We start from the raw sequence: 26,044 nt of genomic DNA on the forward strand, positions 1-26,044 counted from the left end.
TCAATCAATTGTAGTAACCAGCTCAAGTGAATCATCAAGACTAGAGACACTTGCTGTAGTAGGAATACTGATTGGGAGCTCTTCATTCGGTATATTCTTAGGAATCCTGCCAGAAGGCTTACTCAAGATTTCTCGAATAAGGGGATTATCAATCACAAGCCTTTTCTGATCAAGGAATTCAAAGATTTGATTCTCGCTCACTTCATAATCAGCCATTCTATTGTAAACGAACAGTATAGAAAGGAGTGGTTTGATATATTCACCAGCTAGCAAAACCCACTCACCTTGATGGGTAAGCAGTAAAGATCTCAAGTATTCTTGAGCTCTGGTAGCACTGCTAGAAATAGGTTTAGATCGTACTAAGCAGCCACGAGTTAAATCAAATTTTTCGTATTCAATTAACCGTTTAAGAGCTGCGGAAACACCAACTCCACTTGACTGCTGAACAATTGAGACTCCAATCTTTACAGGTTTTCTCTTTTCTTTTCCAACTATTCTAAAGTCAATATAACCCCTATCATTACCTTTTGCCTCTACCTCCTGAATATCCTTTATTTGGACTTCTTCAACGGTTTGACCAATCAGTGAACAGAAACTTAAGTGTAAAGCTTCAACCAGAGTAGTTTTGTCCTCTAGATAATTTTCTAATGCCCACTCTAGATCAGTAAATTCTTTCTCATACGCAGACTCTACAGGATTCTTAGGAGGAATCTTTAATAGTGTTTTTTCTGCAAAACTTGGAACTTTAAACTCATTAGCACACCACTGTAAAACCTTTCTAAAAGTTGGTCTTTCTTGCTTGAATTCTTCTTTAAGCTTACTTTCTTCAAAGGGATAAAGCGGGTCAGGTGGAATTAAGTCTTTGCTACAATAAAAATCTTTTAACCATTCAGAAATCAATGCAAAAACATCACTAACACTTAAATAATTCAAATCAATTACTTTTTCCCCTATGCGATCTATAACAGCATCAGCCTGTGGCATAACTTTAACCTGATCACGCCAAGTTTCAGGATACATTGCTGTTAAGACAACACCACTTTTCAAGCTATTTGAGACATCCTTTGCAAGGCTAGCTACTACCATTGCCTTTGGAAGAGTTTGCTCATTATGTCCTATGCTGTCTAGCTCATCGAAGCAAACTACTAATGTTTTGTATTCTCCAATTAGATTTAGAATTTCACCCACTTTATCTAAAGATTCAGCTTCTGGCTCCTCAGAAGAGGAGGATGGGAAACCCATCTCTTCGGCGTGCAACTGTGATAAGCCTTTGCCAGCAAGCCAATTAATGGCAAACGTTGCATGTGGTTTTGAGAGTGTCCAAAGGATAGCTTGGATAAGGTAAGGATTGTCTATTTCTGGTTTTGTTTGCAGAACTCTGGTAACAATCTGGTTGATTAAAGAAACAGGTTTCTCGCCTTTAGCTAGCATTTCAGCCATCTTCTTTGGAAATGCTACATCCACAAGCTGTTTTGGTTGAAACTCCTTTTTGTAGGCATCGCTTACTAAAGCTGTTGCTAATTCTTGCCACTGCATCACGCTTTGGCTACCAGTGCGCTTAAGGCTATACGCTAAATTCTGTAAAAACTCTTGCTTTATTCGATCTAAATTGCTGAATTCGCTCATGTAAACAAATAAAGCACTACCTTCAAATTGAAGACGATGCCGAATTCGGCTAATGAGGTGGCTTTTCCCTAGTCCTTTTTCAGCCCTGATAGTGATACCAATGGATGAGCGCTGTCCTGTACGAACCTTATTGATAGCATCGAAAACCATGTCAGATGCATGAGCATTCAGACTTGGAACATCAGGAAACCCTTTTCCCCAAACGTCTTGCTGCTTTACAAACAAAGGTCGGTCGAATGGATTGTGACTGGCAATTGTATTATGAAGAACTTCAATGGAAGACGGGAAGATATTTGTAGTGCTCATGGCATTAGGTTAGGGGAAAGCAATGAATAGGAGAGAGCTTTGGCTTGGTTAAGCTAATCGTTTCGCATAGAAGCGAAGACCGCTTACTTTTGACGTTATTGAGTCTTCGACCTTATCTGAAGAGCTATCCTCAACGCTGCCACCTTGAAGTTGAAGAATATCGTTAGCTTGCATTTCCAACACCCATTCATTAAATTCAGAACGAGAAACTCGACCGCCAATCTCGCGACGAATACGATAAATCGGTACTAAGTTGTCCAGATTGTATTCACGATTGAGGCGATCGTAGACTTCAAGCGCAACGGTCTTAAATTCGTCGTAGGACGCGATCGTGTCTTTTTTCGCTTTGCCATTTGTGGACGCGATCGTTGTTACAGTCTCCATCTGCTGAAGCCATTTCAACAACCCTCTTACTAGCCAAGCTCCCGTTGTTGTACCGTCCAGCTTAAAATCAACCGTTTTAAGTTCTTCAGCCAGTTGTTCCACACCTTTCGCTTCCAGCGATACTAGCGAGGATGACTTTTGCTTTTCGACCTTAATCGCGCCATCTTCTACTAACTGCTTGAAAGGTGCAGCTTTTTTGGCACGATCGGGCAGTTTCCCCTTTGGTAAGGCTGTCTTGTCTGCACCTAACTCCCACAAAGCCAGTAGCAAGCGAGTTGTCTCCTGGGTCTTCGTTTTAGACGATGTTTCTTTAGAAGGAGTCTGCACTGACATACGATCAATCCTGTTTTTATTAGGGTGAGTTGTTGCGCCTTACTCATGTTTCCCCTAAAAATCAGCAAGATCACGATCGCACACTATGAACTTCATGAAATGCCTATAGTTTGACTGTTAGTTGTGTAGCGATGCCACTGAAAGTAGTCCAGGCTACATCTACTTACGCAAGCTGACTGCGATCGCTCAGTTTGCCATCCCAAATCCTCGGCTTCTTTATCAGGTTCAGCCAAACAATCAGGATTAAACAAAGAAGTCGGGGATCTTTATCGGTTTTGTGTGGCGATTATTAACTGACTGCAAACTCGCTAAACTGCCGCATATAGGGCGACTGATACGCCAACACAATATCCTGCTTAGGGATGCCGGACTCCACCAGTTCATTTGCGACCCCAATCTCAGTCCCGTCATACTGAATCCAGATCTTTTCGCCCTTAATGTCTACATGAATCAGGCAACCAAAGACTCGGCGACGGCTTTCCCAGCCTGCATTTACCACCTGATAATGATCGCGCTCCACATCAAAGAGCGTTTGACGCTCAACCTCACCATAGGCAGGCTTAATCTGAGCGTGTTGCGCTAATACCTGTTGCACCGCTTGCCGATACTGGTCTAGTTTTGCCATTGCACAATCACCTCCGGCTCAGGATCAAACACCAGCAGCTTTAACTGATACTCTTGGATGCTCAGTTGCGGCAGTTGTCGTGAGAAAAAAGACTCATAGACCTCCAACGGCACCGCCAAATAGAGTCTTCGTTCCGGCTCCTTTATTTTAAGCGCTACCCGATAGTTCAAAAACTGCCCTAACGCGGTATGAAACTCAGACACCGCAGATGGCGCAAGAAAACTTTTGACCTCGACTGCAATTTGTTCGCCCTCTCGCTGGGCACCCAGCAAGCGCTCTGCACCTAAATCAACCTGCAATTGCCCATCGACTAGATCGATTGACAGTGGATCATGGGTAATTGTCCACCCGTCTTTTTGCAAGGCTGCTTTAACTGCATCATGAAAAATATCCCTCGCAGACATTGCTTAAGCCTAGACAGATTTCTTATTCGTTACTTTACGAGGAATAAACCGCGTATATCTCGGCTCAATCCTAATTTCAACCTAACAACTCATCCTGGGATTCAGAACCATTTTCTGAGTTGTTTTTAGCATCACTTCCAGCTAGCAAAACGTCAGCTACTTCTGGGAAATGGCTTCGCATACAGCTATTACAAACACCGTGAGTAAACTCCACATCTGAATACTTTTCGATGAACTTCTCGACACTAGACCAATAGCCCTGATCGTCACGAATACCCTTACAGTACGAACAAATGGGAATCAGCCCTTCCATCAGTTCGATCGTGTCCAACGCTTTTGCCAGTTGCGAAGAGACGCGCCGTAGCTCTAGCTGCATCACTACTTGACGGGCAAGCGCTTCTAACGTTTTCTTCTGAGCCTCCGATAGCTCTCTGGGCTTATGGTCAATCACACACAACGTACCGATTTCTTGCTCATCCGGCGTAGTAAGTGGTACGCCAGCATAGAAACGTACGTTTGGCGCACAGCTAACCAACGGATTAGTAGCGAAACGCTCATCTTTAAGCGCATCGTTCACAACCATCGTGTCTTTGCTTAAAATCGCGTGGGCACAGAACGAAACATCACGAGGGGTTTCGTCAACACTTAGCCCGACTTTAGACTTAAACCACTGGCGATCGACATCGACTAAACTAATCAGGGCGATCGGTACATCACAGATAAAAGCAGCTAGCGTCGTGATGTCATCATAGACTTGCTCAGAAGGAGTATCCAGAATGTTGTATGCCCTGAGTGCTTCGAGCCTTTCAACTTCTTGGTTAGGGGTTCTTGCTTTCATGGCATGACCATACTGGAATGCTTAACACTATTCTAGAGAGCAACCCGAAGCAAAGTTGTTGGGGAAAGAAAGAGTTGACAGCACTTAATATTAGGCTTGCCAAGTAATAATAGGCACTAAGAAACGCCAGTATGGGTCATGACTAAGCACAGATAACCTTAAAGATAACAACTAGAAAATAGAGTCCCCCTTAGGCAAGATAGAGTGATCAATCTAGAGTTATCACTTCTTAAGGTTCATCATTAAGCGTCAAAGCGTAGAGCTTTTCCACGTACTTCAGCATTAATGGTGCCGCGATCGTAAACAACCTGACCACCCACAATCGTCACCACTGGAAAGCCCGTCAGACTCCAACCTTCAAAGGGACTCCACTTGCACTTAGTTTGCAACTCCTCGCGCAATACGGGGCGGTAAGTATCTAGATCAACTAGCACCAAGTCGGCATCGTAGCCAGGGGCGATCGCACCCTTCTTCGGAATCCGATACGCTTTGGCGACCGCAGTAGACATCCAATTTGCTACCTGGGCAACCGTGCAGCGTCCCTGCTTTGCCTGGGTTAGCATCAACGGCAACGACGTTTCTACACCGGGCATTCCAGACGGCGAGTTCGGGTAAGTCTGGGCTTTCTCCTCTAGCGTATGGGGCGCATGATCAGTCGCAATGAAGTCAATTACACCATCCAGGAGCGCTTGCCAGAGAACTTCGTTGTCATGGGGCGATCGTAACGGTGGGTTCATTTGTGCCAACGTGCCGATCGTCTCGTAAGCGCTAGTGTTCAGCAACAAATGCTGCGGCGTGACTTCTGCCGTTACCCAAGCGGGTTTCTCCTGTCGCAACAGATCCGCTTCTTCGGCTGTAGACATATGTAGGATATGCAGCCGTCGCTGATATTTTTTAGAAAGCTTCAGCGCAAGCTGCGTCGCCTGGAGTGCTGCCAGATTGTCTTGAATTTGCGAGTGAACGGCTGGATCAGTGATGCCTGCAAACTGCTGTCGCCGTTCTGTAATCCGCGCTTGGTTTTCGGCATGGACGGCAATCAAGCGATCGCCATAGGCAAAGATCTTTTCTAGCCCTTCCTCTTGATCGTTCAGCAACGGACCATGCATCGACCCCATAAAGATCTTGATGCCTGGAGTGGGGTTTGCCTCAAGCAAATCGGGCAGTACCTCTGGCGTTGCACCAATAAAAAAGCCGTAGTTCACCAACGCTTTCTGAGCCGCGAGTTGCAGTTTGCTGTCCAGCGTTGCCTGTGTGGTGGTCAGTGGCTTCGTATTTGGCATTTCCAAAAAGGAGGTCACGCCACCTTTCGCGCAAGCACTGCTAGCGGTAAACAAATCTTCTTTATGTTCCAGCCCTGGTTCGCGGAAGTGTACCTGCGGATCGATAACTCCTGGCAACAAAGTCAAGCCCTGTGCGTCAATCTCTCTAACTGCCTCGTTAGTGGAGACGGGTGGCGGTGTGTCTGCATTGTGGGCATCGATAACTTGGACGATCGTGCCTTCTTGTATTTGCACATCGCCATTCATAAAGTCGCCATTAGGCAGCAAGATGTGAGCGTTTCGGATCAGAAGCGAAGAATTAGCTACCATGCTAGTCACAGTGATTTGTTTAGAGCGGAATCGTTCAAGACAGAAAAATCACCGCCATAATGAGCTAGATGCCAAAATAAGCGATGAGATGGTTTACAGTTGCATTTATATTGTGATGGATTAACGACACTGCCTCTACTGCACGGCAAGTATTAGATGCCATAACAAGCCAGCTACTTTTTTGCTCACATTTTTGATTTTTTTACATTTGACTCTCTATGACACGCGTACAAAGTAAGGTATCAGATGAAAAGCCACCTCAGAAAACCACTGAGAACCCCTGGTTAGAGGGACTCAAAACGATTGGACTAAGCGCTGTGCTAGCGTTTGGCATTCGGACGTTTGTAGCAGAGGCGCGGTATATTCCCTCTGGCTCGATGTTGCCGACGCTGCAAATCAACGACCGCCTCATTGTCGATAAGCTGGGCTATCACTTCAAAAATCCCGAGCGCGGCGATGTGGTGGTGTTTTCACCCACTGATACGCTAGAAAAACAAAATTTTCACGATGCGTTTATTAAGCGTGTCATTGGCTTGCCAGGCGATAAGGTCGAGGTCAAGGGTGGACGGGTGTTCATCAACGACCAGGCTCTCAGAGAAAGCTATATCGCCGAAGACCCTCAGTATCAATATGGTCCTGTGACGGTGCCCCAGGACGCTTATCTGGTGCTGGGCGACAACCGCAACAATAGCTATGACAGCCATTATTGGGGCTTTGTCCCGCGTGATCGTATCATCGGGCGAGCGATCGTTCGCTTTTGGCCCATGAACCGTTTGGGCGAAATCACACCCGAACCCAACTATCAGTAAGGCTAAGGGCTAAAGGATAAAAAATTTAGCCTTCATCCTTTAGACTTTCCAATAGCCTTTAGCCTTTTCCTACCCAGGTTCTCACCACCCGTCCAGTAATATCTTGCTGGAACCAGGGTGTGTTGACAGAAAGTGATTTGAGTGATCGGGCGTCTACTGTCCAAACCTGCTGCGGGTCGAAGAGCGTTAGTTCGGCAGGCTGTCCGGGGGCGATCGTGGCAGCTTTTTGCTGTAAGCATAGGGCTGGACGACTGCTGAGACTACGCCACAGATCCAGTGCTGTCCATTTGCCGGTAGCGACTAACGCTTGCCAGAGTAATGGCAATGCCACCTCTAAACCGATCGTGCCAGGAGGCGCTTCGGCAAAGGCAACGGTTTTTTCTTCGTAGGTGTAAGGTGTATGATCGATGGCGATCGCGTCGATCGTGCCGCTTTGTACGCCTTGAATCAGCGCGTCCTGATCGTCAGGGTTGCCTAGCGGTGGTGCAAGGTGCAAATTCGGGTCATAGCTGCCGATCGCCTCACTGTTGAGCAGCAGATGCATCCAGGTAGTACTGGCAGTGATAGGCAATCCCCGCGTCTTCGCTGCCTGGACGAGCGCTACACCCCGCGCGGTCGAAAGGCGCATCAGGTGAACAGGCGTGCCAGTCGTTTCAACGCATTCCAAAAGGGCTGACAAGGCAGTGGTTTCGGCGATCGTAGGAATCCCTGGCAAACCAAAGCGTAGCGCTGCCTGTCCTTCACGCATGACCCCGTTACCGCTCAAGGCTAGGTCAGAAGCCCAAAGTGCGATCGGTTTGGCGATCGGGTGCAAATATTCCAGCAGGCGACGAACCAGCAATAAACTGGTGAGCGATCGACTATCCGCAAAGCCAACAATCCCGGTCGCTGCCAGTTCACCCAACTCGGTCATTTGTTGTCCTTGTACAGCCAGGGTCAGCGCGCCCCAGCAGTAGAGGTGGGGAATGGGGAGCCGGGAGTTGGGAGTTGGGTCTGACGCTTGCATCCATGCTTCCCCTGCTCCATCGGCTCCCCTCACTCTCCCCTCTCCCTTCAGTTCTTGCCAGCGGTTCTGCACCCAGGCAACGCTACCTGGATGATCGATCGCGGGTTTAGTATCTGGCAGGATGGCGATACGGGTAAAACCACCCGCACTGGCAGCTTGCAAGAGTGATTGCAGCGTCTCACGTTCCTCAAAACCGGGTTCACCAGAGTGACTGTAAAGGTCAACTAAACCACTGCCCAGCACCAAACCACGACAATCCTGCACTTCAGTTGCGTCCGAGCTGTCTGCGATCGCATCACCAATCGCCTGCACAATGCCGTCTGCAATGAGCACATTCGTAACGCGATCGGTATTTGAAATGGGATCAATTACTCGTACTTGTTGAAGTAGTTCAGTAGGCATGGGTAAGAGGAGAGGGGTGAGGAGAATGAGTGAGAAGAGTTTTGACTGAAAAGTGAAGAGTCTTGAGTTGATTGAGCAGTCAGCGGTCAGCCTTTAGCCTTTGGCTTTTAGCCTGACTCCCGACTCCCCCTTCTGCCCCCTACCCTCTGCTTTCTGCCTTCTGCCCCTACAACGCTCCTGCCGCTGTTTGATCCAAAATGCCATCCGATAGATGAACGGTAATATTCATTGCCATCAGAACAGGTTGAATGTCGGTTGTGGCGGCATAATCGATAACGCTGACCGCACCGTTGCCTTGCTTAAAGTTCCAGAAATGCTCTGGACCAAGACCCAAAACGTAGCAGAGAATCGCTTTGTTTACGGCATCGTGGGCAACGACGAGGGTGGTGCCGGGTTCAGGTCTACTGGCAGCGGTTTGCACAATTTGATCCCAGGCTGCGATCGTCCGCTCCCACACTTGCTGGAGGTTCTCGCCTTCCGGCATCTGCACCGTTTCGGGCGATCGTTGCCATTGGTGCAACGTACCGGGATACCCCGCCTCAATTTCTGCTTCTAGCTTTCCTTCCCATAGCCCGTGGCTGATTTCTTTCAGGTTAGCTTCCAGTTCCAGCGACACATCCGGATGGTGTTGGAGAATGACCTCAGCAGTTTCTTTGGGGCGCAGCATCGGGCTACTAACGGCATGGTGAATGGGGATCGCTTTAAGAAATGCCGCTGCCCGCTGCGACTGTGCCCGTCCGTTCTCGTTCAGCGGTACGTCGATGTGACCCTGAAACCGCTTTTGGCGGTTCCAATCTGTCTCGCCGTGACGCACCAGCAAAAAACGCGCTCCCTGCTGCCCAGATTTAGGTTTTGGCAGCGGTTCGCCCAGATGAGCCGTTAAGTTAAGCGACTCGATTTGCACCGCGTCTCCGAACCCGCCTGCAAAGTTCAAAACGCTGATGCCGCAGTTAGATTGATGCACCGACTGATAGCGATCGCTCGGCAGCCCGATCGCGGTAGAAATTAACGCCCGATTGATGCCGCTATGTGCCACCACGAGAACAGTTTGCCCTTCGTGGCGCGGTAATAGCTCCCGCCAGAACGCTTCGGCTTGCTCAAACAGTGCTGGCACTGGGTAATAGTCTGTTGCACCATCCGTATCGGGTGCAGCCATCTTTAACTTGTGGGGTCGCCTTTGCCAGTTGCGGTAGCCCTCGGGGTCTTGCTCGGCAATCTCGCTAAACAGCTTGCCTTCCCAATCGGTCAGGTTGATTTCCTTCAACTTATCAGTGGTTTGCAGTAATGCAACAGGCGGCGTTTTAAGACGAGACAAAATGCGATCAGCGGTATCCTTTGCTCGTCGCAGAGGGCTGCTGTACACCGCATCAAAAGACAGAGCACTGAGGGCTACACCGACTTGATCAGCCGATCGCTGCCCTGCCTCTGTAAGGGTCGATTTATCACCATGACCCTGAACACGTCGTTCAACGTTAAAGCTACTCTCGCCGTGACGAACGAGGATGATGCGGGTAGTCAGAAGTTTGTCCTCCAGTAAATTGTTAGTTATTAGTTGTTTGCGGGAGCAGGGGAGGCAGAAGGCAGAGGACGGAGGGCAGAAAATGAAGACTTGTTTTTACCTTTTACCTTTTTACTTTTACCTTCCTCTCTCCTCTCTCCTGAAGAATTTTACCCCGTCTAGCGTACAGCCTTTGCCTATCTAAGCGACAATCGTTCTACAGGATCTGTGATCCTCATTCACAATGCAAAAGTGCAGTGCAAAGGTTCTAGCCGTTTTTAGTTGATAGCTAACGGCGAACGGCTAATCGTTACGTTGGAGAATGCATGACAATTAAGCGGATCGTTCTGGTGATCTTGACAGTGCTGGCGATCGCCCTCATTGGTCAAGATCTGCTGGCAAGCTGGAGTCAACCCCAGTTCCAAAGTCGGTTGGAGCTGTACCAAACTAATCTGGTGCTGCAGGCGACCGAGTGGCAGGGCGACGATCCAGGCTTAGTGTCGGTTCGCAAGGGCATCATCGGTGCTGAACCCGTACAGGGAGCCACAAAGCAATACCAAGAGCTACGCCAATCTGCCCAGAAAAACCTGGAACGAACTCAGCTTTTGCTGGCTTCTCCGACTGCCGATCCATCCTTAAAGGTATCGACACCCAAACTAGAACGCCTGATTACCGAACTCGATCTCAGGCTGGGTGTCCTTCAGGTGCAGCAAGGGCAGACTGCGACAGCACAAAAAACCTGGGCAGGCGTAATTCAGCAAACAGACGGGAAAGCTAACCTTGAGCCACTGAGCAAAACGGCTGGCGTCCTGGCAGGGCTTTGGAGCGATCCACCCCGGTTGTTCCCTGATGCCGAACAAACGCTGAAGCAAAATCTGGATAGCTGGTTTCGCTATCGGTCGCTCGCCCAACTGTACAAACTACAGCAACGACAGGACGCACTGACAGATCTTCAAGCAGCGCAACAGGCAACAGCAGAACGGGCGCTCACTAATTTGGCGATCGTCGGCGGCATCCCCACCATCAGCGGTTTGCTTGGCACCGTTATTCTGCTTTTTTTGCTGGGGCAGTGGGTCGTGCGACGCAAGCAATCTCTACTTGCACCAGAAGGAATCGCTGCGTGGACAGTGCCGTGGGATGGCGAAATTGTCTGGCAGGTATTGATCTTTGGCTTCTTTCTGGTGGGGCAAATCCTGCTACCGCTAGGGCTTGGCGTGTTTCAGCAAGCAGTGGGCTTCAATCCGGCGACATTGAGCGAACGCGTCAGAGCGCTTTACATCCTGGTGAATTACCTACTGTTAGCGGCTGGCGGCTTAGCAGTACTGTACTTCTCGATTAAGACATTCTTGCCGCTACCCGATGGTTGGTTTCAGGTCAAGCTACGGAGCCGATGGTTCCTTTGGGGGCTTGGTGGTTATTTCGCAGCGCTACCACTGGTGATTCTCATCTCGCTGGTCAACCAAAAAATTTGGCAGGGGCAGGGCGGCAGTAATCCTATTTTGCCGATCGCCCTGGAAGGCAAAGACCAGGGTGCCTTTGTGCTCTTTTGCATCACCGCCGCGATCGCCGCTCCCATTTTTGAAGAACTTTTGTTTCGGGGTTTCTTGCTGCCTTCACTCACTCGCTATATGCCTGTTTGGGGCGCGATCGTCTTGAGTAGCTTTATCTTTGCTCTCGCGCACCTCAGCCTCTCGGAAGTGCTGCCGCTAATGACATTAGGGATTGTGCTGGGCTTTGTCTACTCGCGATCGCGCAACCTCCTCGCCTCTATGCTGCTGCATAGTCTCTGGAATAGCGGCACACTTCTCAGCCTGTTTGTCTTGGGCAGCAGCACGCAATAGCGATGAGGCACATCTGTGAAAGACTAAAGCGAAGATAAACTTTTGTTACTTGAAATCTTCCTGATGTCGTTTGTAGAGAGTCTGGGGGATGAATAGAGCAGAGCATTACGGCAAACGAATTGTGCCGCTTAGTTTCGTTTGTCTGTCAGAAGCTAATTAAGCTTGCTTTTGCAAGTTTGTATAACTCTGATGGCTCATTGCAGCACTCAATGATGGGTGCAGTTTATGGCGGTGAGATCGCGGTCAGCAGGAACGATAAGACGTAGGAACTGAGTACGAAGCAAGCCTTACATTAGGCTTTTTTGCAGAAGCACACATTATGTATGCCTTGATTGAGATGGCTTTAGATCCATCATTTGAGCCACTTTAGATTGCTGCATTGATGTTGCTTGATTGGCTGTGTTCTAAATTTTCTTTCCAGCTAGCCTTAATGAGTTAAGTTTTCTAGGGAATACTTTATTCCAATAATTCGGGGGAGTAGATTAAATATGACTTCAATCCGGGCGTGATTAAGTCGATCGAAAATCAGCCTCACAAAGTGCTGAAGTTGGTTTTTGGTATGGTCTGAGACGAGAGCATCAATTTTTGCATTTTGGAGAGAACGACTATGGAAAGTTACGGGTCGACAGGGCTTGAAGGCTTACTTCATAAAAGCTACACAGTGAAGATTAGCGAGTACATTGGCAGCGGTTGGGCAACACTCAAGAAAAATCTAGGTGGGTTTGTTGGCTTTACACTTGTGGTTTTCTTGATTAACATTGCGATCGCTAAAATTAACCAATCTGCCTCTCCTGTCGGTACATTGATCAGCCTTTTGATTTCTGGTCCTTTAAATGCAGGCTTTTTCATTGTGGCATTCAAGCTTTTGAGAAATCGCGCTACAACGTTTGGTGATTTCTTTAGAGGTTTTAATAACTTCCTGCCGCTTTTTCTGGTTAGCCTTATTTCTAGCGTGATGATTGGCATTGGATTTGTGCTGATTATCATTCCTGGTATTTACCTGGCAGTTGCATACACCTTTGCGCTGCCTTTAGTGCTTGAAAAGAAGATGAACTTCTGGGATGGAATGGAGTTTAGCCGCAAGCTGATTTCCAAGAATTGGTTCTCCTTCTTTGGCTTTGCTTTTGTGTTGGTATTACTAAATCTGGCGGGTGCTTTGCTGCTGGGTATAGGTCTGCTAGTGACGATTCCGCTCAGTGTTTGCGCTATTGCTGCCGCCTATGCAGACATCGTAGGTTTACCCTCTTCCACCTCTGATTTTTAGTGACGGCTTACAGTAGAAGCGCCTCTACTAGTCAGATTTGCTTAAAGAAAGTGGATAGTTTTTGACCAATCGCCTTCTACTTCATCTACGCTCAAGAGAGAACCCCGTAGATGCTTGTGGAAGGTTTTTCCTTTGGTTTTAGACGCAACAAAACTCACGCTGCCACAAGGCGATCGCACAACTGAGGCGATCGCGGCACCATCTCTAGAAATTGCCATCCTGGATGTGACTGGGATGAAGTGTGCTGGCTGTGTTCGAGCCGTTGAGAACGAACTGAAACAATGTCAGGGTGTGGCGACAGCAACAGTCAACCTGGCGATCGAAGTGGCAACGGTTGAATACGAGAGCGGTGCGCTCCAGCCCTCTACTTTAGCGACAACGTTAACCGAGGCAGGGTTCCCGTCTCAGCTTCGGGTGTCTGACAGTACGCTTAATCCTGCCGATCCCCAAAACAGCGATCGCCTTGATTTTCAGGCACAGCGGCAGATAGAGTCGCAGCGACAGCTTTGGCGATTAGCGATGGCGATTGCTCTGTTGCTGCTGTCAGGCATTGGACATCTTGACCAATTGGGTCAGTTGAATCTACCTGTTTTGTCAAACCTCGGCTTCACTAATATTTGGTTCCATTGTGGGCTGGCAACTGTTGCGCTGCTTATACCAGGGCGATCAATGCTGATCGACGGTTGGCGTGGACTGCGACGCAATGCTCCCAACATGAATACACTCGTCAGCATGGGCACGCTGACTGCCTATATCACTAGCTTAGTAGCGCTACTAGTGCCCCAACTAGGCTGGGAGTGCTTTTTTGATGAGCCTGTCATGCTAGTTGGCTTTATCTTGCTGGGTCGCACACTTGAACAACAAGCAAGAAATCGTGCTGCCAGTGCTTTTCAATCATTACTTGCCCTCCAGCCTAAGGTGGCACGGTTGATGAAGGGGAGGAGTGAGCAAGAGAAGGGAGAGCAGCGAGAGGAAAGGGGGAAGCAAAAGGAGCAGGGGGAGCCATGCAATCAAAACTCTTACCCTGATCGCTCCACACTCCTCACCTCAGATTTCATCGAAATTCCTGCCGATCGTGTTCGTCTCGGTGAATGGCTTCAAGTGCTACCAGGAGACAAAGTGCCTGTGGATGGTGAAGTGGTGATTGGGCAGACCACTATAGATGAGTCGATGCTGACGGGTGAGGCAATCCCTGTTCTAAAACAGCCTGGAGACTTAGTGGCAGCAGGGACACTCAATCAAACGGGCACGATCGCGCTGCGTGCAACTCGTACAGGCAAAGAAACGACTCTGGCACATATTATTGCGCTGGTTGAAGCAGCCCAGACCCGTAAAGCCCCGATCCAAAATCTGGCAGATACGATCGCGGGCTATTTTACCTACGGCGTGATGACGATCGCCTTCCTCACGTTCTTGTTCTGGTATCTCGTTGGCAGCCAACTCTGGGGCGACGCTCTGATGCAAATCGGGCAACACGCCATGAGTACTGGACACACGATGTCGCACTCCTCACTCCCTACCCCTCACTCTTCACCCTTCGTTCTCAGCCTCAAACTGGCGATCGCCGTCCTTGTGATCGCTTGCCCCTGCGCTCTGGGGCTTGCCACACCGACCGCTATCCTGGTTGGGTCTGGCATTGGGGCTGAACGAGGTCTCCTCATTCGTGGGGGCGATGTGCTGGAGCGCGTGCATCAACTGGACACCGTAATCTTCGACAAAACAGGTACGCTTACTACTGGTAAACCGATTGTCACAGACTGTATTGTGCTGGAAAGCGGTCAGCGGTCAGCGGTCAGCGGTCAGCAGCGAGAATGTAGCTATCAGCCGTCGGCGGTCAGCGGTCAGCAGACAGATTCCAGTAGTGGTGCCCCTCACATTGGTTTTCCAACGCAAGCCCCATCCCTCACACTTGCTTCCTCTGCCTCCTCCCCTGCCTCCACTGATCCCTTTTCACCCCTTCACCCCTTCACCCCTCACACTCTTCTCCAACTAGCTGCCAGTGTAGAAAGCGGCACACGCCATCCTTTAGCGATCGCCATCCAGCAACAGGCTCAGCAGGAGTCATTGGAGCTTTTGGCAGCAAGAGCTTTCCTCACTGCGCCGGGACTGGGTGTCGCTGCGATCGTTACGCTAACAGAAACAACGGTAGATGTGTCTGTGGCGATCGGTACTCAAGCGTGGTTAGCGCAGCACGGTGTTACCGTTAACGAGGCTGCTAAAGCAGCAGCTCAGCGCTTGCTTCAGGCTGGAAAGACAGTTGTTTATGTGGCTGTAGACGGCACTTTGGCAGGACTCATTGCTGTCACCGATACACTTAGACCGGATGCAATTGAAACAGTCGCAGCACTGAAGGCAATAGGGCTAACAGTCATGCTACTGACGGGCGATCAGCTAGATTCGGCATGCGCGATCGCCCAGCCGCTTGCGCTTAACCCAGATCACATTTTGGCTAGTGTGCTGCCAGAGGGCAAAGCTCAGGCGATCGCGGCGCTTCAGGCACAGGGGCACAAAATTGCGATGGTCGGTGATGGCATTAACGATTCGCCTGCCCTTACTCAGGCTGATGTCGGTATTGCCTTGCATTCTGGCACTGATGTTGCGGTAGAAACAGCAGGCATTGTTCTGATGCGCGATCGTCTAACCGATGTTGTCGAGTCCATACGGTTAAGTCACGCAACCTTTAATAAGATCCGTCAAAACCTCTTCTGGGCGTTTGCTTATAATGTTTTAGGGATCCCTTTAGCAGCCGGATTGCTGGTGCCAAATGCTGGTCTTTTATTAAGCCCTGCCGCCGCAGGCGCTATGATGGCTCTTAGTTCCGTTAGTGTTGTGTCTAACTCCCTGTTGCTGTACCTCACCTTCCCTACATCGAGCCGCGCTGAAAACGCCAGATGATTCGCTGTAGTTTCGGTCAGACTTGCTTTTGCACTACTTGTATCAAGACTGCCCGTGTCAAGTAAACCAACAGTCTCTTAGGTCTCATGTCTTCAGAATCTTATCAAAGTCATTTGCTGATTGTTGAAGATGATAACGGACGGCGCAGTATTGCGCTGGACGGCTCCGAATACTCTATTGGCAGAGATCCATCCTGCGATATCTGCCTTGATTCGCTCTTTGTTTCTCGCCGTCATGCAACGCTGCTGCGCCTTCCAAATGGTGATGGCACCGTTAGCTATCGCATTGTTGATGGCGACCTTGAAGGCAGACCAAGTTCCAATGGGTTTTTGGTCAACGGCTATCGTCTTCGTACACACAACTTGCAAAACGAAGACGAGGTTGTGTTCGGACCGCGGGTGCGCATCATTTACTATTTGTGTCAGCGCGATAGCGTAGTGACGATGCCAGTCGATGAGTTTGACATTACGCTGATTAGCCCAGGCATGATGGACGATGATGGTGGTATGTCTAAACGTAAACGTCAGGTGTTGAGCCTCCTTAACGCTTGGCAAAAGCAACCACGACGATCAGTCTTAAAGCTTAAGCGCAAGCGATCGGAGCAGTAATTTCAGTTGCCATTAGCAGTCTAAGGCACGGAGCATGAACGGGGGCTGGGGGCGTTACCCCTAACCAGAGCTTTTACTGGTTGTTGCTCAGAATGATTTGCGCTATCTACACTCAGCGTCCCGTTCAAACTGCATTACTTTGCTACGGGCTTATCTAAGCTTTGTAAGCACCTGGGGCTGTGTTGCTCTTTGATTCAGAGGCAGTGCGTTTAGGTATCCGGCTTGGAATATTTTGATCAGCGGTAAATCTAGGCTGTGTTCTGCAACAGGCGCTATGATGGCGAAGTAGTGCTGTTAGCTTCCATCACTTAAGCTAGGCTAGAAGTGTAGTGAGCTAGTTTAGAAAGCTTCAGGAAATCGGTCTAGCCAGCGCTTACCTCACCACGTCACGTATTGTTCAATGCCTTCAGAACCGCATCAAAACCATTTGCTGATTATTGAGGATGACAAAGGACGGCGAGAATTTGTCCTTGATGGTCCTGTTTATTCGATCGGGCGAGATCCAAAATGTGATGTGCGGCTCGTTTCGCAGTTTGTCTCGCGCCGTCACGCGACCTTAGTGCAGCTCCTCAACGATAATGGCACCTATTATTACCGCATTGTGGATGGCAATCTTAAAGGCAGAACAAGTGCCAATGGTCTGATGATCAACGGACGCAAGCTTCAGGCACACGATTTGCAAAATGAAGATGAAGTTGTCTTTGGACCACAAGTACGCGCTATCTATTATTCTCTTAAGCGCGATGCCATCATGACAGTGCCACCCGACGAGTTTGACATTACGCTGATTAGCCCAAATATGATCGGCGATCCAGAAGATTAGTGCATCGACCGCAGTGGTTGCCTAGTTCCATCAGTCATTGCCTTAAACGCTAGCGTTTACAGCGCTGGTGTTAATGCGGCGGGCGATCGCAGTCAGCCGAAAATTGCTGGAGGGCACGAATGTAATGCCACGGCGTTCTGGCTTGACGGTCCCCTGCGTGGTAGCAGTCAAGGTATAGCAAGAGAGGACAGTTGCCAGCACCAGCTTCATTTCGTACAGCGAAAAGGCTGCGCCAATGCAGCTTCGTGAACCGCCGCCAAAGGGCAGAAACTCATAGGGCGAAAACTTTTGCTGCAAAAAGCGGTCTGGCTGAAATTGCTCTGGGGCAGGATAGGTCTGTGAGCGACGATGCGCCAGGTAAATGCAAGGAATTAGAATGGCTCCTGGGTCAAACGTATAGTCTCCAATCTGCACGGGTTCTTTGACCTTGCGCGGCTGGGAGATGAGCGCGATCGGGTAGATTCGCAGCGACTCTTTGCAGACAGCGGTTAAGTAGGGTAACTGAGCGAGGCGATCGGGGTCTGGTGCGTTGCCCAATGACTCAAGCTCTTGCTGTAATTTTGCTAATACTGATGGCTTTTCATGCACCCAGTAAAACGCCCAGGAGAGAGCTGATGCAGTCGTTTCATGCCCCAGCAGCAAAAGAGTCATTAACTGATCGCGTAATTCTTCGTCGCTCATTGATTGACCCGCTTCATCTTGAGCTGATAGCAGTAGCGTCAAGACATCGGCGCGATCAGGATCAAACTGAACGCGACGCTGCCGAATTTCGGCATAGATGAGCTTGTCAATCTGATACTGCTGCTTGAGGAACGCACCCCACGGACTCCAGCGCCCTAAATCTCGTTGCAGCATTGGGAAGAAAAATTGGCTGGAATACAGCGGCGATGTAACCGCTTCCAGCAGTGCGTTTAACAAATGTTTGAGCTGATAGTAGCGCGGTCCTGGCGTCATGCCAAAGACGACCCGCAAAATGATCTGAAGCGAAATTTCAGACGTAGATTCTCGAATCGAGAAGGGTTTATCTAAAGTCCAGTCTGCAATCACTTGACGGGTCAGATCGCAAATGAGCTGACCATAGGTGCGCATACGATCGCCATGGAGCGGTGGCATCAAAAGCTGTCGCTGTCGCTGGTGCCGCTCGCCATCTAGCATGATAAGAGAACGATCGCCCGTCAGCGGTCGAAACACATGGGTCACTTTACCCAACTCAAACTGACCGGCTGGAGCTGTGAAGATTTGCGCGATCGCCCCTGGATCGCCAAAAAATACGACAGGCGGCGACTGCCAACCCAACACGCGCGTTGTGAACGTATCACCATAACGTTGGGCGCACTGCTCCAGAAAGCCAATTGGTTGGGCGACTAACGCCAGCGTTTGCAGCAGTGAGGGGGTGGTCAATCCATCGGGCAAAGTGCTTACACTCATCGCGAATTAAAGGTAGAAGGCAAAAGGTTAATCAATCAATGGGCTATCGGTTTCACTACACGGTACATGGGCAGCGTGAACTGCCAGTCGTGTTGTTTCTACATGGTTTTATGGGCAACAGCGCCGATTTTGACACAGTAATGACTTGTCTAGCCAACCAGTTTTGCTGCCTCGCGGTTGACTTGCCTGGTCACGGCAACACGATCGTTGAGGGTGAAGATACTCTTTACACCATGCCGCAGACGGCTAACGCGATCGTCTCCTGGCTCGATCATCTCAATATTTCTCAATGTTTTTTGGTTGGCTACTCAATGGGTGGTCGGTTGGCGCTGTACTTAGCGCTTCACTTTCCCCAGCGTTTTCCAAAAGTGGTGCTAGAGTCAGCCTCCCCTGGACTCAGAACAAAAGCTGAACGGGCAGCACGGTTGAAACACGATCGTGCCTTAGCAGACCAGATCGAAGCCGCATTTCCTTCCTTTCTATCCTACTGGTACAGTCAGCCCTTGTTTCATGCCCTGCGTCATCATCCTGTGTTTATGCAGGTGCAAGAGCGGCGATCGCACAATCATCCTGCTTTACTGGCAACATCGCTACGCTATCTCAGCACAGGGTTACAACCATCCTTATGGGAACGCTTGCAGCACCATACACAGCCCCTGCTGTTGCTAACTGGGGAGGACGATCGCAAGTTTTGTACAATCAATCAAGCGATGGCTGACTGCTGCCCTACCGCTCAACTACGGATGCTTCCTGCTTGTGGTCACGTCCCTCACCTCGAACAGCCTAATGCATTTACAGATGCCCTGCAAACATTTTTCAGCTAACGCATGATGGCAGACTGCCCTGCAAACATTTTTCAGCTAACGCATGATGGCAGACGTTTAAGGTTCCCTCTTGTCGCTTTGATCCTGCCTGTAAGTGCTACCAGAATTTTGTCTAAATGTCTGTCTGGTTCGGTGCGCTTTGGATAAAACAGTACAAAGTCAGGATGTGTCAGGCAGTTGGAACGATTATCCTGGTAATCATGAGACACCGCACAAACGCATGAAGAAAGTTCTGTTCATTCTAGGCGAGCTGGACGACGATGATATTGATTGGGTGCTAGAAACCGCCGTCCGGCAAGAAGTCGTTGCTGGAACGGTGCTAATTCATGAAGGGCAACCGATCGACACCCTTTATATCTTGCTTGAAGGCGAACTTAGCGTTTCGGTAGCCGCTATGGACGATCGAGAAATTGCTATCCTGTCCAGTGGCGAGGTGGTGGGAGAAATGTCCTTCATTGATACCCGTCCCCCGTCTGCAACCGTCACCGCTGCCAAAAATTCTCTTGTTCTCTCTATTCCTAGAGAACAGCTTGCAACCAAACTGCGTCAAGACATTGGTTTTGCATCACGGTTTTACCGCGCTCTTGCCATTTTTCTTTCCAATCGGCTGCGTGTCACCGTCAATCAACTTGGCTATGGCAGCAATAATCAGTCTGAAGTCACTGACCTACCCAATGATGAGCTGGCACGAGACGCAAAAGACAATGTAGCGCTAGCAGAAACTCGGCTTGATTGGCTACTGAGACGATTGAAGGGACGGTGAAAGGCTGAAGGCTAAAACGGGCATGAGAAACTTAAAACGTTTTCTCCTGGCTCTACAGCATTGCCGCTCTCAGAAGCCAGGCTTTTCCCCACCCTCACTCTCCCATGCCATCACCCTTTCATTCTCCTAATCCTTTATTCTCCCACCCCTTCACTCTGTTATCCATCAGCAGCCCCTTTAAAGGTTTCTGTAACTCTAGACTCCCTTTGCCACTGGAACCTTTCAATCTTTTGCCAAGTCTTTAAACCATCTAATGCGTATGTTTAGGTGGCGACTTATGTTTAATTTCAGTCGATGGCAGTCTAAAACGGCGTTTGTAATTGCTTTAGGAATGACAGCACCGGCGATCGCGCCGCTGGCGATCGCCGCAACCGCACCTCCTGCTCCTTATACAGTGGCGCAGCTTTTTCCCTCGCAGCAAGCCCCCCGTCGAGTCGCGATTCCGGTTGGAACACGGCTGCCGATTCGGTATGATGGCGCTGAAAAAGTTGTCGTTTCACCAAACGAAACTACGCCTCTCACGTTGGTGCTTGACAGAAATATTCGCTCCTCTTCTGGCGAAATTCTGGTGCGATCGGGTAGTCAAATCAAAGGTGAATTAAGACCTGCTGACGGTGGTTCTCAGTTTTACGCCCAGCAGATCACCTTGACGGATGGTACGGTATTGCCGATCAACGCAACCTCTGAAGTTGTCACCAGAACTCAAGAAATTGTGCCAGGAACAAATACCGGCGCTGTACTTAAGGGAGCCGCTATCGGTGCTGGTGCCGCTACCATCATCTCTGGCGTCACTGGCAGACGACGTATTACCCTTGGCAAAATCCTTGTTGGCGCGGGTGCTGGCGCTTTGGGTGGCTTAGTCTTCGGCAAAAAACGAGCTGATGTCATTGTGGTTGAACCGAACACTGACCTTACGCTGATCTTGAATGATTCGCTGGTGCTGCGCTAGCACTACCGTCCTCAAAATAGGTTGCAACCCAGTCCACCGAGAAGACGTTAGACCTGAATAAAGCAGTGTTTTTTGAGCGGCTTTAATCTTTCAAAAAACACTTTGCTATCACCCCTACAGCTATTGAAGAAAAATTAATTGACTTTTAAGTAGGAGGGCTAAATTAAGCACCATTTAGAGACCGGGTTTCGGCTGTGCTTAACCCACTGACATCTAGGGCTGAGGTCACTTCGACTTCACTCAGTGCCTCTTGCGAAGAATTCCGCCTAGCTACTTAGAAGTCCCAGACATTAATTGTAGAAGACGAGACTTTGTAATTCTAGGTGTGAACGGTAAGAAAGCTTGTTTTCTCTCTATCTTCAGGTTTTGTGGAGTGTGTTGAGTTACATCTAGAGGGAGATAGAAAAATAGGTTGCTCCCTGTAGATTAGTAACTGTACTCAAAGTTTTGAAGTGAATGAATCAATACATTCACTGAGATGGAAAGTACATTTCTTAACGCAAAATACGGAGATCATTATGAGCTTAGAAGATAGAGTTAAGGCAACTGCCAAAAATGTTGAAGGGAAAATTCAAGAAGGTGTTGGTAATGTGACTGGCGATCCTCAGACTAAGGCTGAAGGTCAAGCAAAACAAGCTGAAGCCGAGGGTCGTCACACAGTTGAAGATGTAAAAGATAACGTCAAAAGGATGATTGACTAGTCTATAACCTGGTCGCTACTCAGGTATGACATCTAAAAGCGTAGGCAGCAAATTTGCTGCCTACGCTTTTACGTTTCTATCTACAGGTATCGTCAATTGGAATCCAACTTAGACAAAGATGTGGAAGAGAAGATTCAAGACATCTTCTTTTACTTGGAATCCAACTTAGACAAAGATGTGGAAGAGAAGATTCAAGATATCTTCTTTTACTTAACTGATCAAGGTTTGGCAGGCAGTGTTGCAAATTCCTGATTTCTTTACGAACTTGGGAGTTTTGCTTTAAAGCAATTTTGGCTCTGCATCCAGTATTTCCATACTGCTCATTTCTAACGGCAAAAAGACGGTCATTACTTCGCCCTGTTGTGGCCGATCGCGCACAATAAGCTTGCCACCTAGTGCTTGAAATAAGCTTTTTGTCACCGCCAGATTAAGGCTAAGGGTGCCCGTTTCTGGTTGAAACATTAGTAGTTGCCCAAGCGATCGTAACAATGGTCGATGCTGCTTTTGAGCTGCCATTGCTGAGTCTGTTTCAGACTGAAGCTGCACCTTAAGCTGATTGCCTGCGGGTACCACCTCTACTTGAATATGGCTACCCACGGGCAGGCTGCGCGTAAAGCGTTCGATTAAGCTGGTCAGCGCCTGGTCTAACATCATTGGATCGCTTACAACGGTCGGCATCTTCTGAGGCAGCACAATGTCGAGGGTAAGCTGTCGTTGGCTTGCCTGTTGTTGCCAACGCGGAATGCTTTGCTTAAACATTTCGGCTAAGGGCGTCCGCGTGAGCGACATCTTACTGGGGCGCGACGATGAGGTTTGCAGCTCAACGGCACGAAAGATTAAGCCAAAGCGATCGATTTGTTCGCTACATTCACGATCGATAATGCTCAGACGCTTCACTACATCAGGAGGAAGATCAATTCGCTTTAGCAGCGATCGCGTGAGGGTGCGAATGGTTGTAAGAGGTGTACGAATTTCATGAGCCAGGGCTTGCAGCAATTCAACATCCAGACTGGCAGCATCAGGCAACGGCATCGTCTGGTAATGCGATGGCGCAGGGTGTTTACGAACGTTTTGACGATCGCCTTGACGCTTGCTGGTTGTCTCTTGACGCTGTGCAACGGACTGCCCCTCGGTTTTTTCGCTGCGTGTTTCTTCTAGCGGCTCTGGTAAATGCGCCAACATCAAGCGGCTAAACCGCATTACAGTTGCATAGTCTGGCGCTACAGGAGCAAATTGCGCTGCTAAGGCATCTAACTGTTCGATCTGCTCAGAATTCATGAGCAAAATGCGCGGGCGAATCGCATTCCACGCTTGTTCGACAACCGTTGGCATAAACGAAAACATGAACGCTGGTTCGCCCAGCAGCGATTCGCCCAAAACCACAACCAGGCTGAAACGGGACGTTAAGACCAGGCAAAATTGCTCGGCTGCCAGTGGATCGCCGGGTAACAAAGGTAAGGCGGACGTTGTTTCTAGCTGGGAAGCGACGGACGTTTGTTGATCACTTGCTGGAAGCAGTTGTAACGGCAACCAGGCTGCAACATTCAGCGGATTTGCCGTTAGCGACCAGGTAGAAAAATTGCAGACTAAGGCGGGATGACTAATAACTGGGAGCGGTCCCGACAGCACAAAACCTTGCGTCGTTGGTTCAGTGTCACTCGCTTCAGCCGTTGCCACCACGTTTTGCAGCAGTAGACTTAAGGCGGCGATCGCCCCAGACCATTCTCGCTCTGCTCGCACGCGCTGTAGCGCCGAACGGTGTGATCGAAATGTTGCGATCGACTCCATTGTTGCTGCTGGCGCTGAATAGTCCATCCAGGTTGGATCGTTCAACGCCAGAATTTCACTTAAAGTTGGTAGTAACCATTTAGGCACAATGTTCACTTCTACTTAGGGATAACCGTCGTTGGAATACCCTTCTGCATAACTCCTACTATGACCATATCTGGATTATTGATCAAAGAGGAGCCGTGGAACCGAACAATGAGGTGGCGATGTCCGGTGAGTGAGCGTTAAGAGTCAGGTTGAGGCAGCAGCCCTATACGTCGATAAATGAGTCGCATTGAGCGCCGCATTTCCGGTAGCTGTTTGGTAAACAGAAGGGAGCCACTAATGCAGAGGATGCCGCCAAGCAGGAGCGTGTTAGGCGCGCCAATGTGTGTGGCAAGACTGCCTGCTACTAAATTACCGAAGGTGACGGTGCTGGTAAACGCCATCATGTAGAAGCTCATCACTCTGCCGCGCTTATCATCATCAACGATCGTTTGCAGCACGGTATTACCGGAGGTGTGTTGCAAGACGAGACCCATACCAATGAGCAACACTGCTAGCATAGACAACCACAGCACGCGAGAAAGGGCAAAGACAATCAGCGCACTGCCAAAAATGGCTGGGGCGATCGCAATCAGCTTACTTAGCCCTAATGCATTCGGTCGAGCGCTTAGATAAACAGCAGCAATCAGCGCCCCTAGCCCAGACGATGCCATCAAAAAGCCCAGCGTTTCGGGTCCGCCGTGGAGTATTTCGGAGGCAAAAATGGGTGCCAGCGTCATGTAGGGCATTCCTACCAAACTTACCAAGGCAATCAGCAGGAGAATGGAACGAATTGGCTGCAACCCGAAGGCGTAATCGAACCCTTCTTTCAAGCTGTACCAGATGGTTTCTGCTGGTTTGCTCGCTACTGGTGGTTCGGGCGGCAGGCGCATAGCTAACAAGCCAGCAATCACGGCAATGTAGCTCACGCCATCAATCAGAAAGCAAACGCCTGTATTTGTTGCAGCGATGATTAAACCCGCGATCGCAGGACCCACCAACCGTGCACTGCTAAACATGGATGAATTGAGGGCGATCGCATTGCTTAAGTCGTCTCGCCGATCGACCATCTTCACAACAAACGACTGGCGCGCTGGCATATCAAACGCATTGATGCTGCCCTGAAATGCCGCCAACACCACAATCTGCCAGACTTCGATCGTGCCGGTCAAAGCCAGAAACGCCAGCGATAGCGACTGCATCATGGCAAGAACTTGTGTGATGATGATCGTCCGACGACGATCCCACCGATCGACCCACACGCCTGCAAAGGGAGTCAACACAAAGTTGGGAAACTGATTGGCAAAACCAACTAATCCCAGCATTAGTGCCGAACCTGTTAAATGATAAACCAGCCAGATCGTGGCAGTTTGTGTCATCCAGGTGCCAATAAGCGATGCACCCTGTCCTAAGAAAAAAAGCCGATAATTGCGCGATCGTAGGGCGCGTAACATCGGCTTTAAACGTTCAATTCCGAAATTCATTGCGTTTCATTTAATAGAAGGAAGTAAGAAATGAGGAAGGACGAGAGCACGTTTTGAGTTGAACGCTCATGCTTGATCAATCCTTTCAATTTCTCCATCACCGTTATTTCGTATGCGTAGTTTCTGCTTACGAATAAACTAGCAAACTTTGATTAAGGGTTTGTAACACTTGAGGATGAATTGAGGTGTTTACTTCAACGCACTTTTCTAGCCAGAGGAAATCCATTCGCTGGACTTTTCCCGATAGACTCCCTGCTTAAGTAGAGACGCATTTAGACAACAGCAGAAGTACTGCCTACGAGAGATTGGCGATCGCGCGGTTCAGCAACTCAGAAAAGTGTTCACGTTCGCTGTGAGACATATCTTGCATCGCTTGTTCACGCAATTCCATTGCGATCGGCGGCAAAATGGTTTCAAACTTGTGACCGTCTTCAGTTAGCCAGATGCGCCAGATGCGTCGATCGTGAGGGTCGCGTTCTCGCCGAATCAAGCCTCGGCTTTCCATCCGATCGAGTACCCCCGTAAGCGTGCCACCGACCTGCTGTAACTTTTCGCCGAGGCTAGAAATAGCTAAACCATCTTCTTTCCAGAGGCAGCAAAGCACGACCCAGTGAAAGATGGTCAGATCAAACTGATCCAATCGCTCTTGAAAGCGACGTGCCAAAAGCTGCGACAAGAGCTTGATCCGGTAGCCAATGCCGTGTGGTGCTAGGACTGCATGGAACGGCTCTGACGTGGGTGGTTCCGTTGATGGCAGGACCATCTGGCTGCACCTTATTTACTTAGCGTGCTTACTATTTAGCATACTGCGTCTGCATGGCACTAGCAATGA

23 protein-coding genes are annotated in these 26,044 nt (G+C 49.3%); 11 read left to right on the forward strand and 12 right to left on the reverse strand.

What is annotated here, in order from left to right; genetic code table 11:
• The 6 genes from H6F76_RS26265 to H6F76_RS26290 form a co-directional block, all read right to left on the reverse strand.
• Complete coding sequence (locus H6F76_RS26265; RefSeq protein WP_190512727.1) at positions 1–1,932, reverse strand: P-loop NTPase fold protein; 1,932 nt, start codon at positions 1,930–1,932, stop codon at positions 1–3.
• Positions 1,933–1,980: 48 nt separating this feature from the next.
• Positions 1,981–2,649, reverse strand: coding sequence for a hypothetical protein (locus tag H6F76_RS26270; protein WP_190512729.1), 669 nt, complete (start codon positions 2,647–2,649; stop codon positions 1,981–1,983).
• 289 nt (positions 2,650–2,938) lie between these two features.
• The gene (locus H6F76_RS26275) at positions 2,939–3,274 is read right to left on the reverse strand and encodes a XisI protein (RefSeq protein ID WP_190512731.1); all 336 of its coding nucleotides are present in this window, start codon (positions 3,272–3,274) and stop codon (positions 2,939–2,941) included.
• Positions 3,262–3,678, reverse strand: a complete 417-nt coding sequence (locus tag H6F76_RS26280) for an element excision factor XisH family protein (protein ID WP_190512733.1) — start codon at positions 3,676–3,678, stop codon at positions 3,262–3,264. Before H6F76_RS26280 ends, H6F76_RS26275 begins: the two co-directional genes overlap by 13 nt.
• A 76-nt stretch (positions 3,679–3,754) precedes the next feature.
• Positions 3,755–4,516: a GAF domain-containing protein gene (locus H6F76_RS26285; protein ID WP_190446337.1), complete on the reverse strand. Its 762-nt coding sequence runs from the start codon at positions 4,514–4,516 to the stop codon at positions 3,755–3,757.
• Positions 4,517–4,758: 242 nt separating this feature from the next.
• Entirely contained in the window at positions 4,759–6,105 is a 1,347-nt protein-coding gene (locus tag H6F76_RS26290) for a dihydroorotase (RefSeq protein ID WP_190512735.1), read from the reverse strand.
• A gap of 218 nt (positions 6,106–6,323) precedes the next feature.
• Here H6F76_RS26290 and lepB point away from each other — a divergent pair, with 218 nt between their 5' ends.
• Positions 6,324–6,914, forward strand: coding sequence for a signal peptidase I (gene lepB / locus H6F76_RS26295; RefSeq protein ID WP_190446339.1), 591 nt, complete (start codon positions 6,324–6,326; stop codon positions 6,912–6,914).
• Positions 6,915–6,972: 58 nt separating this feature from the next.
• On the opposite strand, the gene H6F76_RS26300 is transcribed toward lepB, so the two are convergent.
• Positions 6,973–8,322 carry a dihydroorotase gene (locus tag H6F76_RS26300; RefSeq protein WP_190512737.1) on the reverse strand — a complete coding sequence of 450 codons (1,350 nt, stop codon included), beginning with the start codon at positions 8,320–8,322 and terminating at the stop codon, positions 6,973–6,975.
• A gap of 166 nt (positions 8,323–8,488) precedes the next feature.
• Positions 8,489–9,841, reverse strand: a complete 1,353-nt coding sequence (locus tag H6F76_RS26305; RefSeq protein ID WP_190512955.1) for a histidine phosphatase family protein — start codon at positions 9,839–9,841, stop codon at positions 8,489–8,491.
• Between the two features lie 305 nt (positions 9,842–10,146).
• On the opposite strand from H6F76_RS26305, the gene H6F76_RS26310 reads away from it, so the two are divergent.
• The 5 genes from H6F76_RS26310 to H6F76_RS26330 all read left to right on the forward strand — a co-directional run bounded on the left by H6F76_RS26310 (position 10,147) and on the right by H6F76_RS26330 (position 17,251).
• Complete coding sequence (locus H6F76_RS26310) at positions 10,147–11,661, forward strand: type II CAAX endopeptidase family protein (protein WP_190512739.1); 1,515 nt, start codon at positions 10,147–10,149, stop codon at positions 11,659–11,661.
• Positions 11,662–12,268: 607 nt separating this feature from the next.
• On the forward strand, positions 12,269–12,925 hold the full coding sequence (locus H6F76_RS26315; protein ID WP_190512741.1) for a hypothetical protein: 657 nt from the start codon (positions 12,269–12,271) through the stop codon (positions 12,923–12,925).
• A 159-nt stretch (positions 12,926–13,084) separates the two neighbouring features.
• Entirely contained in the window at positions 13,085–15,820 is a 2,736-nt protein-coding gene (locus tag H6F76_RS26320; protein WP_347276134.1) for a heavy metal translocating P-type ATPase, read from the forward strand.
• Positions 15,821–15,906: 86 nt separating this feature from the next.
• Positions 15,907–16,428, forward strand: a complete 522-nt coding sequence (locus tag H6F76_RS26325) for an FHA domain-containing protein (RefSeq protein WP_190512743.1) — start codon at positions 15,907–15,909, stop codon at positions 16,426–16,428.
• Positions 16,429–16,828: 400 nt separating this feature from the next.
• Positions 16,829–17,251 carry an FHA domain-containing protein gene (locus H6F76_RS26330; RefSeq protein WP_190446344.1) on the forward strand — a complete coding sequence of 141 codons (423 nt, stop codon included), beginning with the start codon at positions 16,829–16,831 and terminating at the stop codon, positions 17,249–17,251.
• Between the two features lie 42 nt (positions 17,252–17,293).
• Here H6F76_RS26330 and H6F76_RS26335 read toward each other — a convergent pair whose 3' ends face one another.
• Positions 17,294–18,679: a cytochrome P450 gene (locus H6F76_RS26335; RefSeq protein ID WP_190512745.1), complete on the reverse strand. Its 1,386-nt coding sequence runs from the start codon at positions 18,677–18,679 to the stop codon at positions 17,294–17,296.
• Between the two features lie 38 nt (positions 18,680–18,717).
• On the opposite strand from H6F76_RS26335, the gene menH reads away from it, so the two are divergent.
• From menH to H6F76_RS26360, 5 genes are all read left to right on the forward strand, one after another.
• Entirely contained in the window at positions 18,718–19,503 is a 786-nt protein-coding gene (menH, locus tag H6F76_RS26340; protein ID WP_190512747.1) for a 2-succinyl-6-hydroxy-2,4-cyclohexadiene-1-carboxylate synthase, read from the forward strand.
• 220 nt (positions 19,504–19,723) lie between these two features.
• On the forward strand, positions 19,724–20,266 hold the full coding sequence (locus H6F76_RS26345) for a cyclic nucleotide-binding domain-containing protein (protein ID WP_190446422.1): 543 nt from the start codon (positions 19,724–19,726) through the stop codon (positions 20,264–20,266).
• A 277-nt stretch (positions 20,267–20,543) separates the two neighbouring features.
• Positions 20,544–21,215: a hypothetical protein gene (locus tag H6F76_RS26350; RefSeq protein WP_190446347.1), complete on the forward strand. Its 672-nt coding sequence runs from the start codon at positions 20,544–20,546 to the stop codon at positions 21,213–21,215.
• 518 nt (positions 21,216–21,733) lie between these two features.
• Positions 21,734–21,916, forward strand: a complete 183-nt coding sequence (locus tag H6F76_RS26355; RefSeq protein ID WP_190446348.1) for a CsbD family protein — start codon at positions 21,734–21,736, stop codon at positions 21,914–21,916.
• A 96-nt stretch (positions 21,917–22,012) separates the two neighbouring features.
• The gene (locus H6F76_RS26360; protein WP_190512749.1) at positions 22,013–22,168 is read left to right on the forward strand and encodes a hypothetical protein; all 156 of its coding nucleotides are present in this window, start codon (positions 22,013–22,015) and stop codon (positions 22,166–22,168) included.
• A 27-nt stretch (positions 22,169–22,195) separates the two neighbouring features.
• On the opposite strand, the gene H6F76_RS26365 is transcribed toward H6F76_RS26360, so the two are convergent.
• The 3 genes from H6F76_RS26365 to H6F76_RS26375 form a co-directional block, all read right to left on the reverse strand.
• Complete coding sequence (locus H6F76_RS26365) at positions 22,196–23,791, reverse strand: HAMP domain-containing sensor histidine kinase (protein ID WP_190512751.1); 1,596 nt, start codon at positions 23,789–23,791, stop codon at positions 22,196–22,198.
• A 137-nt stretch (positions 23,792–23,928) separates the two neighbouring features.
• Positions 23,929–25,212, reverse strand: a complete 1,284-nt coding sequence (locus H6F76_RS26370; protein WP_190512752.1) for an MFS transporter — start codon at positions 25,210–25,212, stop codon at positions 23,929–23,931.
• A 295-nt stretch (positions 25,213–25,507) separates the two neighbouring features.
• A complete protein-coding gene (locus tag H6F76_RS26375) occupies positions 25,508–25,975 on the reverse strand; it encodes a MarR family transcriptional regulator (protein WP_190512754.1) in 468 nt (155 codons plus the stop codon).
• Positions 25,976–26,044: the final 69 nt, after the last annotated feature.

This window comes from Leptolyngbya sp. FACHB-321, from assembly GCF_014695975.1.
In the GTDB taxonomy this organism is placed as follows: Bacteria; Cyanobacteriota; Cyanobacteriia; order Leptolyngbyales; family Leptolyngbyaceae; genus Stenomitos.

What these genes read in the sequence shown, in the direction of transcription:
- H6F76_RS26300 (WP_190512737.1), bottom strand. Translation starts at nt 8,322, where the DNA reads ATGCCTACTGAACTACTTCAACAAGTACGAGTAATTGATCCCATTTCA.
- H6F76_RS26345 (WP_190446422.1), top strand. Translation starts at nt 19,724, where the DNA reads ATGAAGAAAGTTCTGTTCATTCTAGGCGAGCTGGACGACGATGATATT.
- lepB (WP_190446339.1), top strand. Translation starts at nt 6,324, where the DNA reads ATGACACGCGTACAAAGTAAGGTATCAGATGAAAAGCCACCTCAGAAA.
- H6F76_RS26280 (WP_190512733.1), bottom strand. Translation starts at nt 3,678, where the DNA reads ATGTCTGCGAGGGATATTTTTCATGATGCAGTTAAAGCAGCCTTGCAA.
- H6F76_RS26350 (WP_190446347.1), top strand. Translation starts at nt 20,544, where the DNA reads ATGTTTAATTTCAGTCGATGGCAGTCTAAAACGGCGTTTGTAATTGCT.
- menH (WP_190512747.1), top strand. Translation starts at nt 18,718, where the DNA reads ATGGGCTATCGGTTTCACTACACGGTACATGGGCAGCGTGAACTGCCA.
- H6F76_RS26375 (WP_190512754.1), bottom strand. Translation starts at nt 25,975, where the DNA reads ATGGTCCTGCCATCAACGGAACCACCCACGTCAGAGCCGTTCCATGCA.
- H6F76_RS26290 (WP_190512735.1), bottom strand. Translation starts at nt 6,105, where the DNA reads ATGGTAGCTAATTCTTCGCTTCTGATCCGAAACGCTCACATCTTGCTG.
- H6F76_RS26315 (WP_190512741.1), top strand. Translation starts at nt 12,269, where the DNA reads ATGGAAAGTTACGGGTCGACAGGGCTTGAAGGCTTACTTCATAAAAGC.
- H6F76_RS26335 (WP_190512745.1), bottom strand. Translation starts at nt 18,679, where the DNA reads ATGAGTGTAAGCACTTTGCCCGATGGATTGACCACCCCCTCACTGCTG.
- H6F76_RS26310 (WP_190512739.1), top strand. Translation starts at nt 10,147, where the DNA reads ATGACAATTAAGCGGATCGTTCTGGTGATCTTGACAGTGCTGGCGATC.
- H6F76_RS26285 (WP_190446337.1), bottom strand. Translation starts at nt 4,516, where the DNA reads ATGAAAGCAAGAACCCCTAACCAAGAAGTTGAAAGGCTCGAAGCACTC.
- H6F76_RS26370 (WP_190512752.1), bottom strand. Translation starts at nt 25,212, where the DNA reads ATGAATTTCGGAATTGAACGTTTAAAGCCGATGTTACGCGCCCTACGA.
- H6F76_RS26355 (WP_190446348.1), top strand. Translation starts at nt 21,734, where the DNA reads ATGAGCTTAGAAGATAGAGTTAAGGCAACTGCCAAAAATGTTGAAGGG.
- H6F76_RS26330 (WP_190446344.1), top strand. Translation starts at nt 16,829, where the DNA reads ATGCCTTCAGAACCGCATCAAAACCATTTGCTGATTATTGAGGATGAC.
- H6F76_RS26265 (WP_190512727.1), bottom strand. Translation starts at nt 1,932, where the DNA reads ATGAGCACTACAAATATCTTCCCGTCTTCCATTGAAGTTCTTCATAAT.
- H6F76_RS26270 (WP_190512729.1), bottom strand. Translation starts at nt 2,649, where the DNA reads ATGTCAGTGCAGACTCCTTCTAAAGAAACATCGTCTAAAACGAAGACC.
- H6F76_RS26325 (WP_190512743.1), top strand. Translation starts at nt 15,907, where the DNA reads ATGTCTTCAGAATCTTATCAAAGTCATTTGCTGATTGTTGAAGATGAT.
- H6F76_RS26275 (WP_190512731.1), bottom strand. Translation starts at nt 3,274, where the DNA reads ATGGCAAAACTAGACCAGTATCGGCAAGCGGTGCAACAGGTATTAGCG.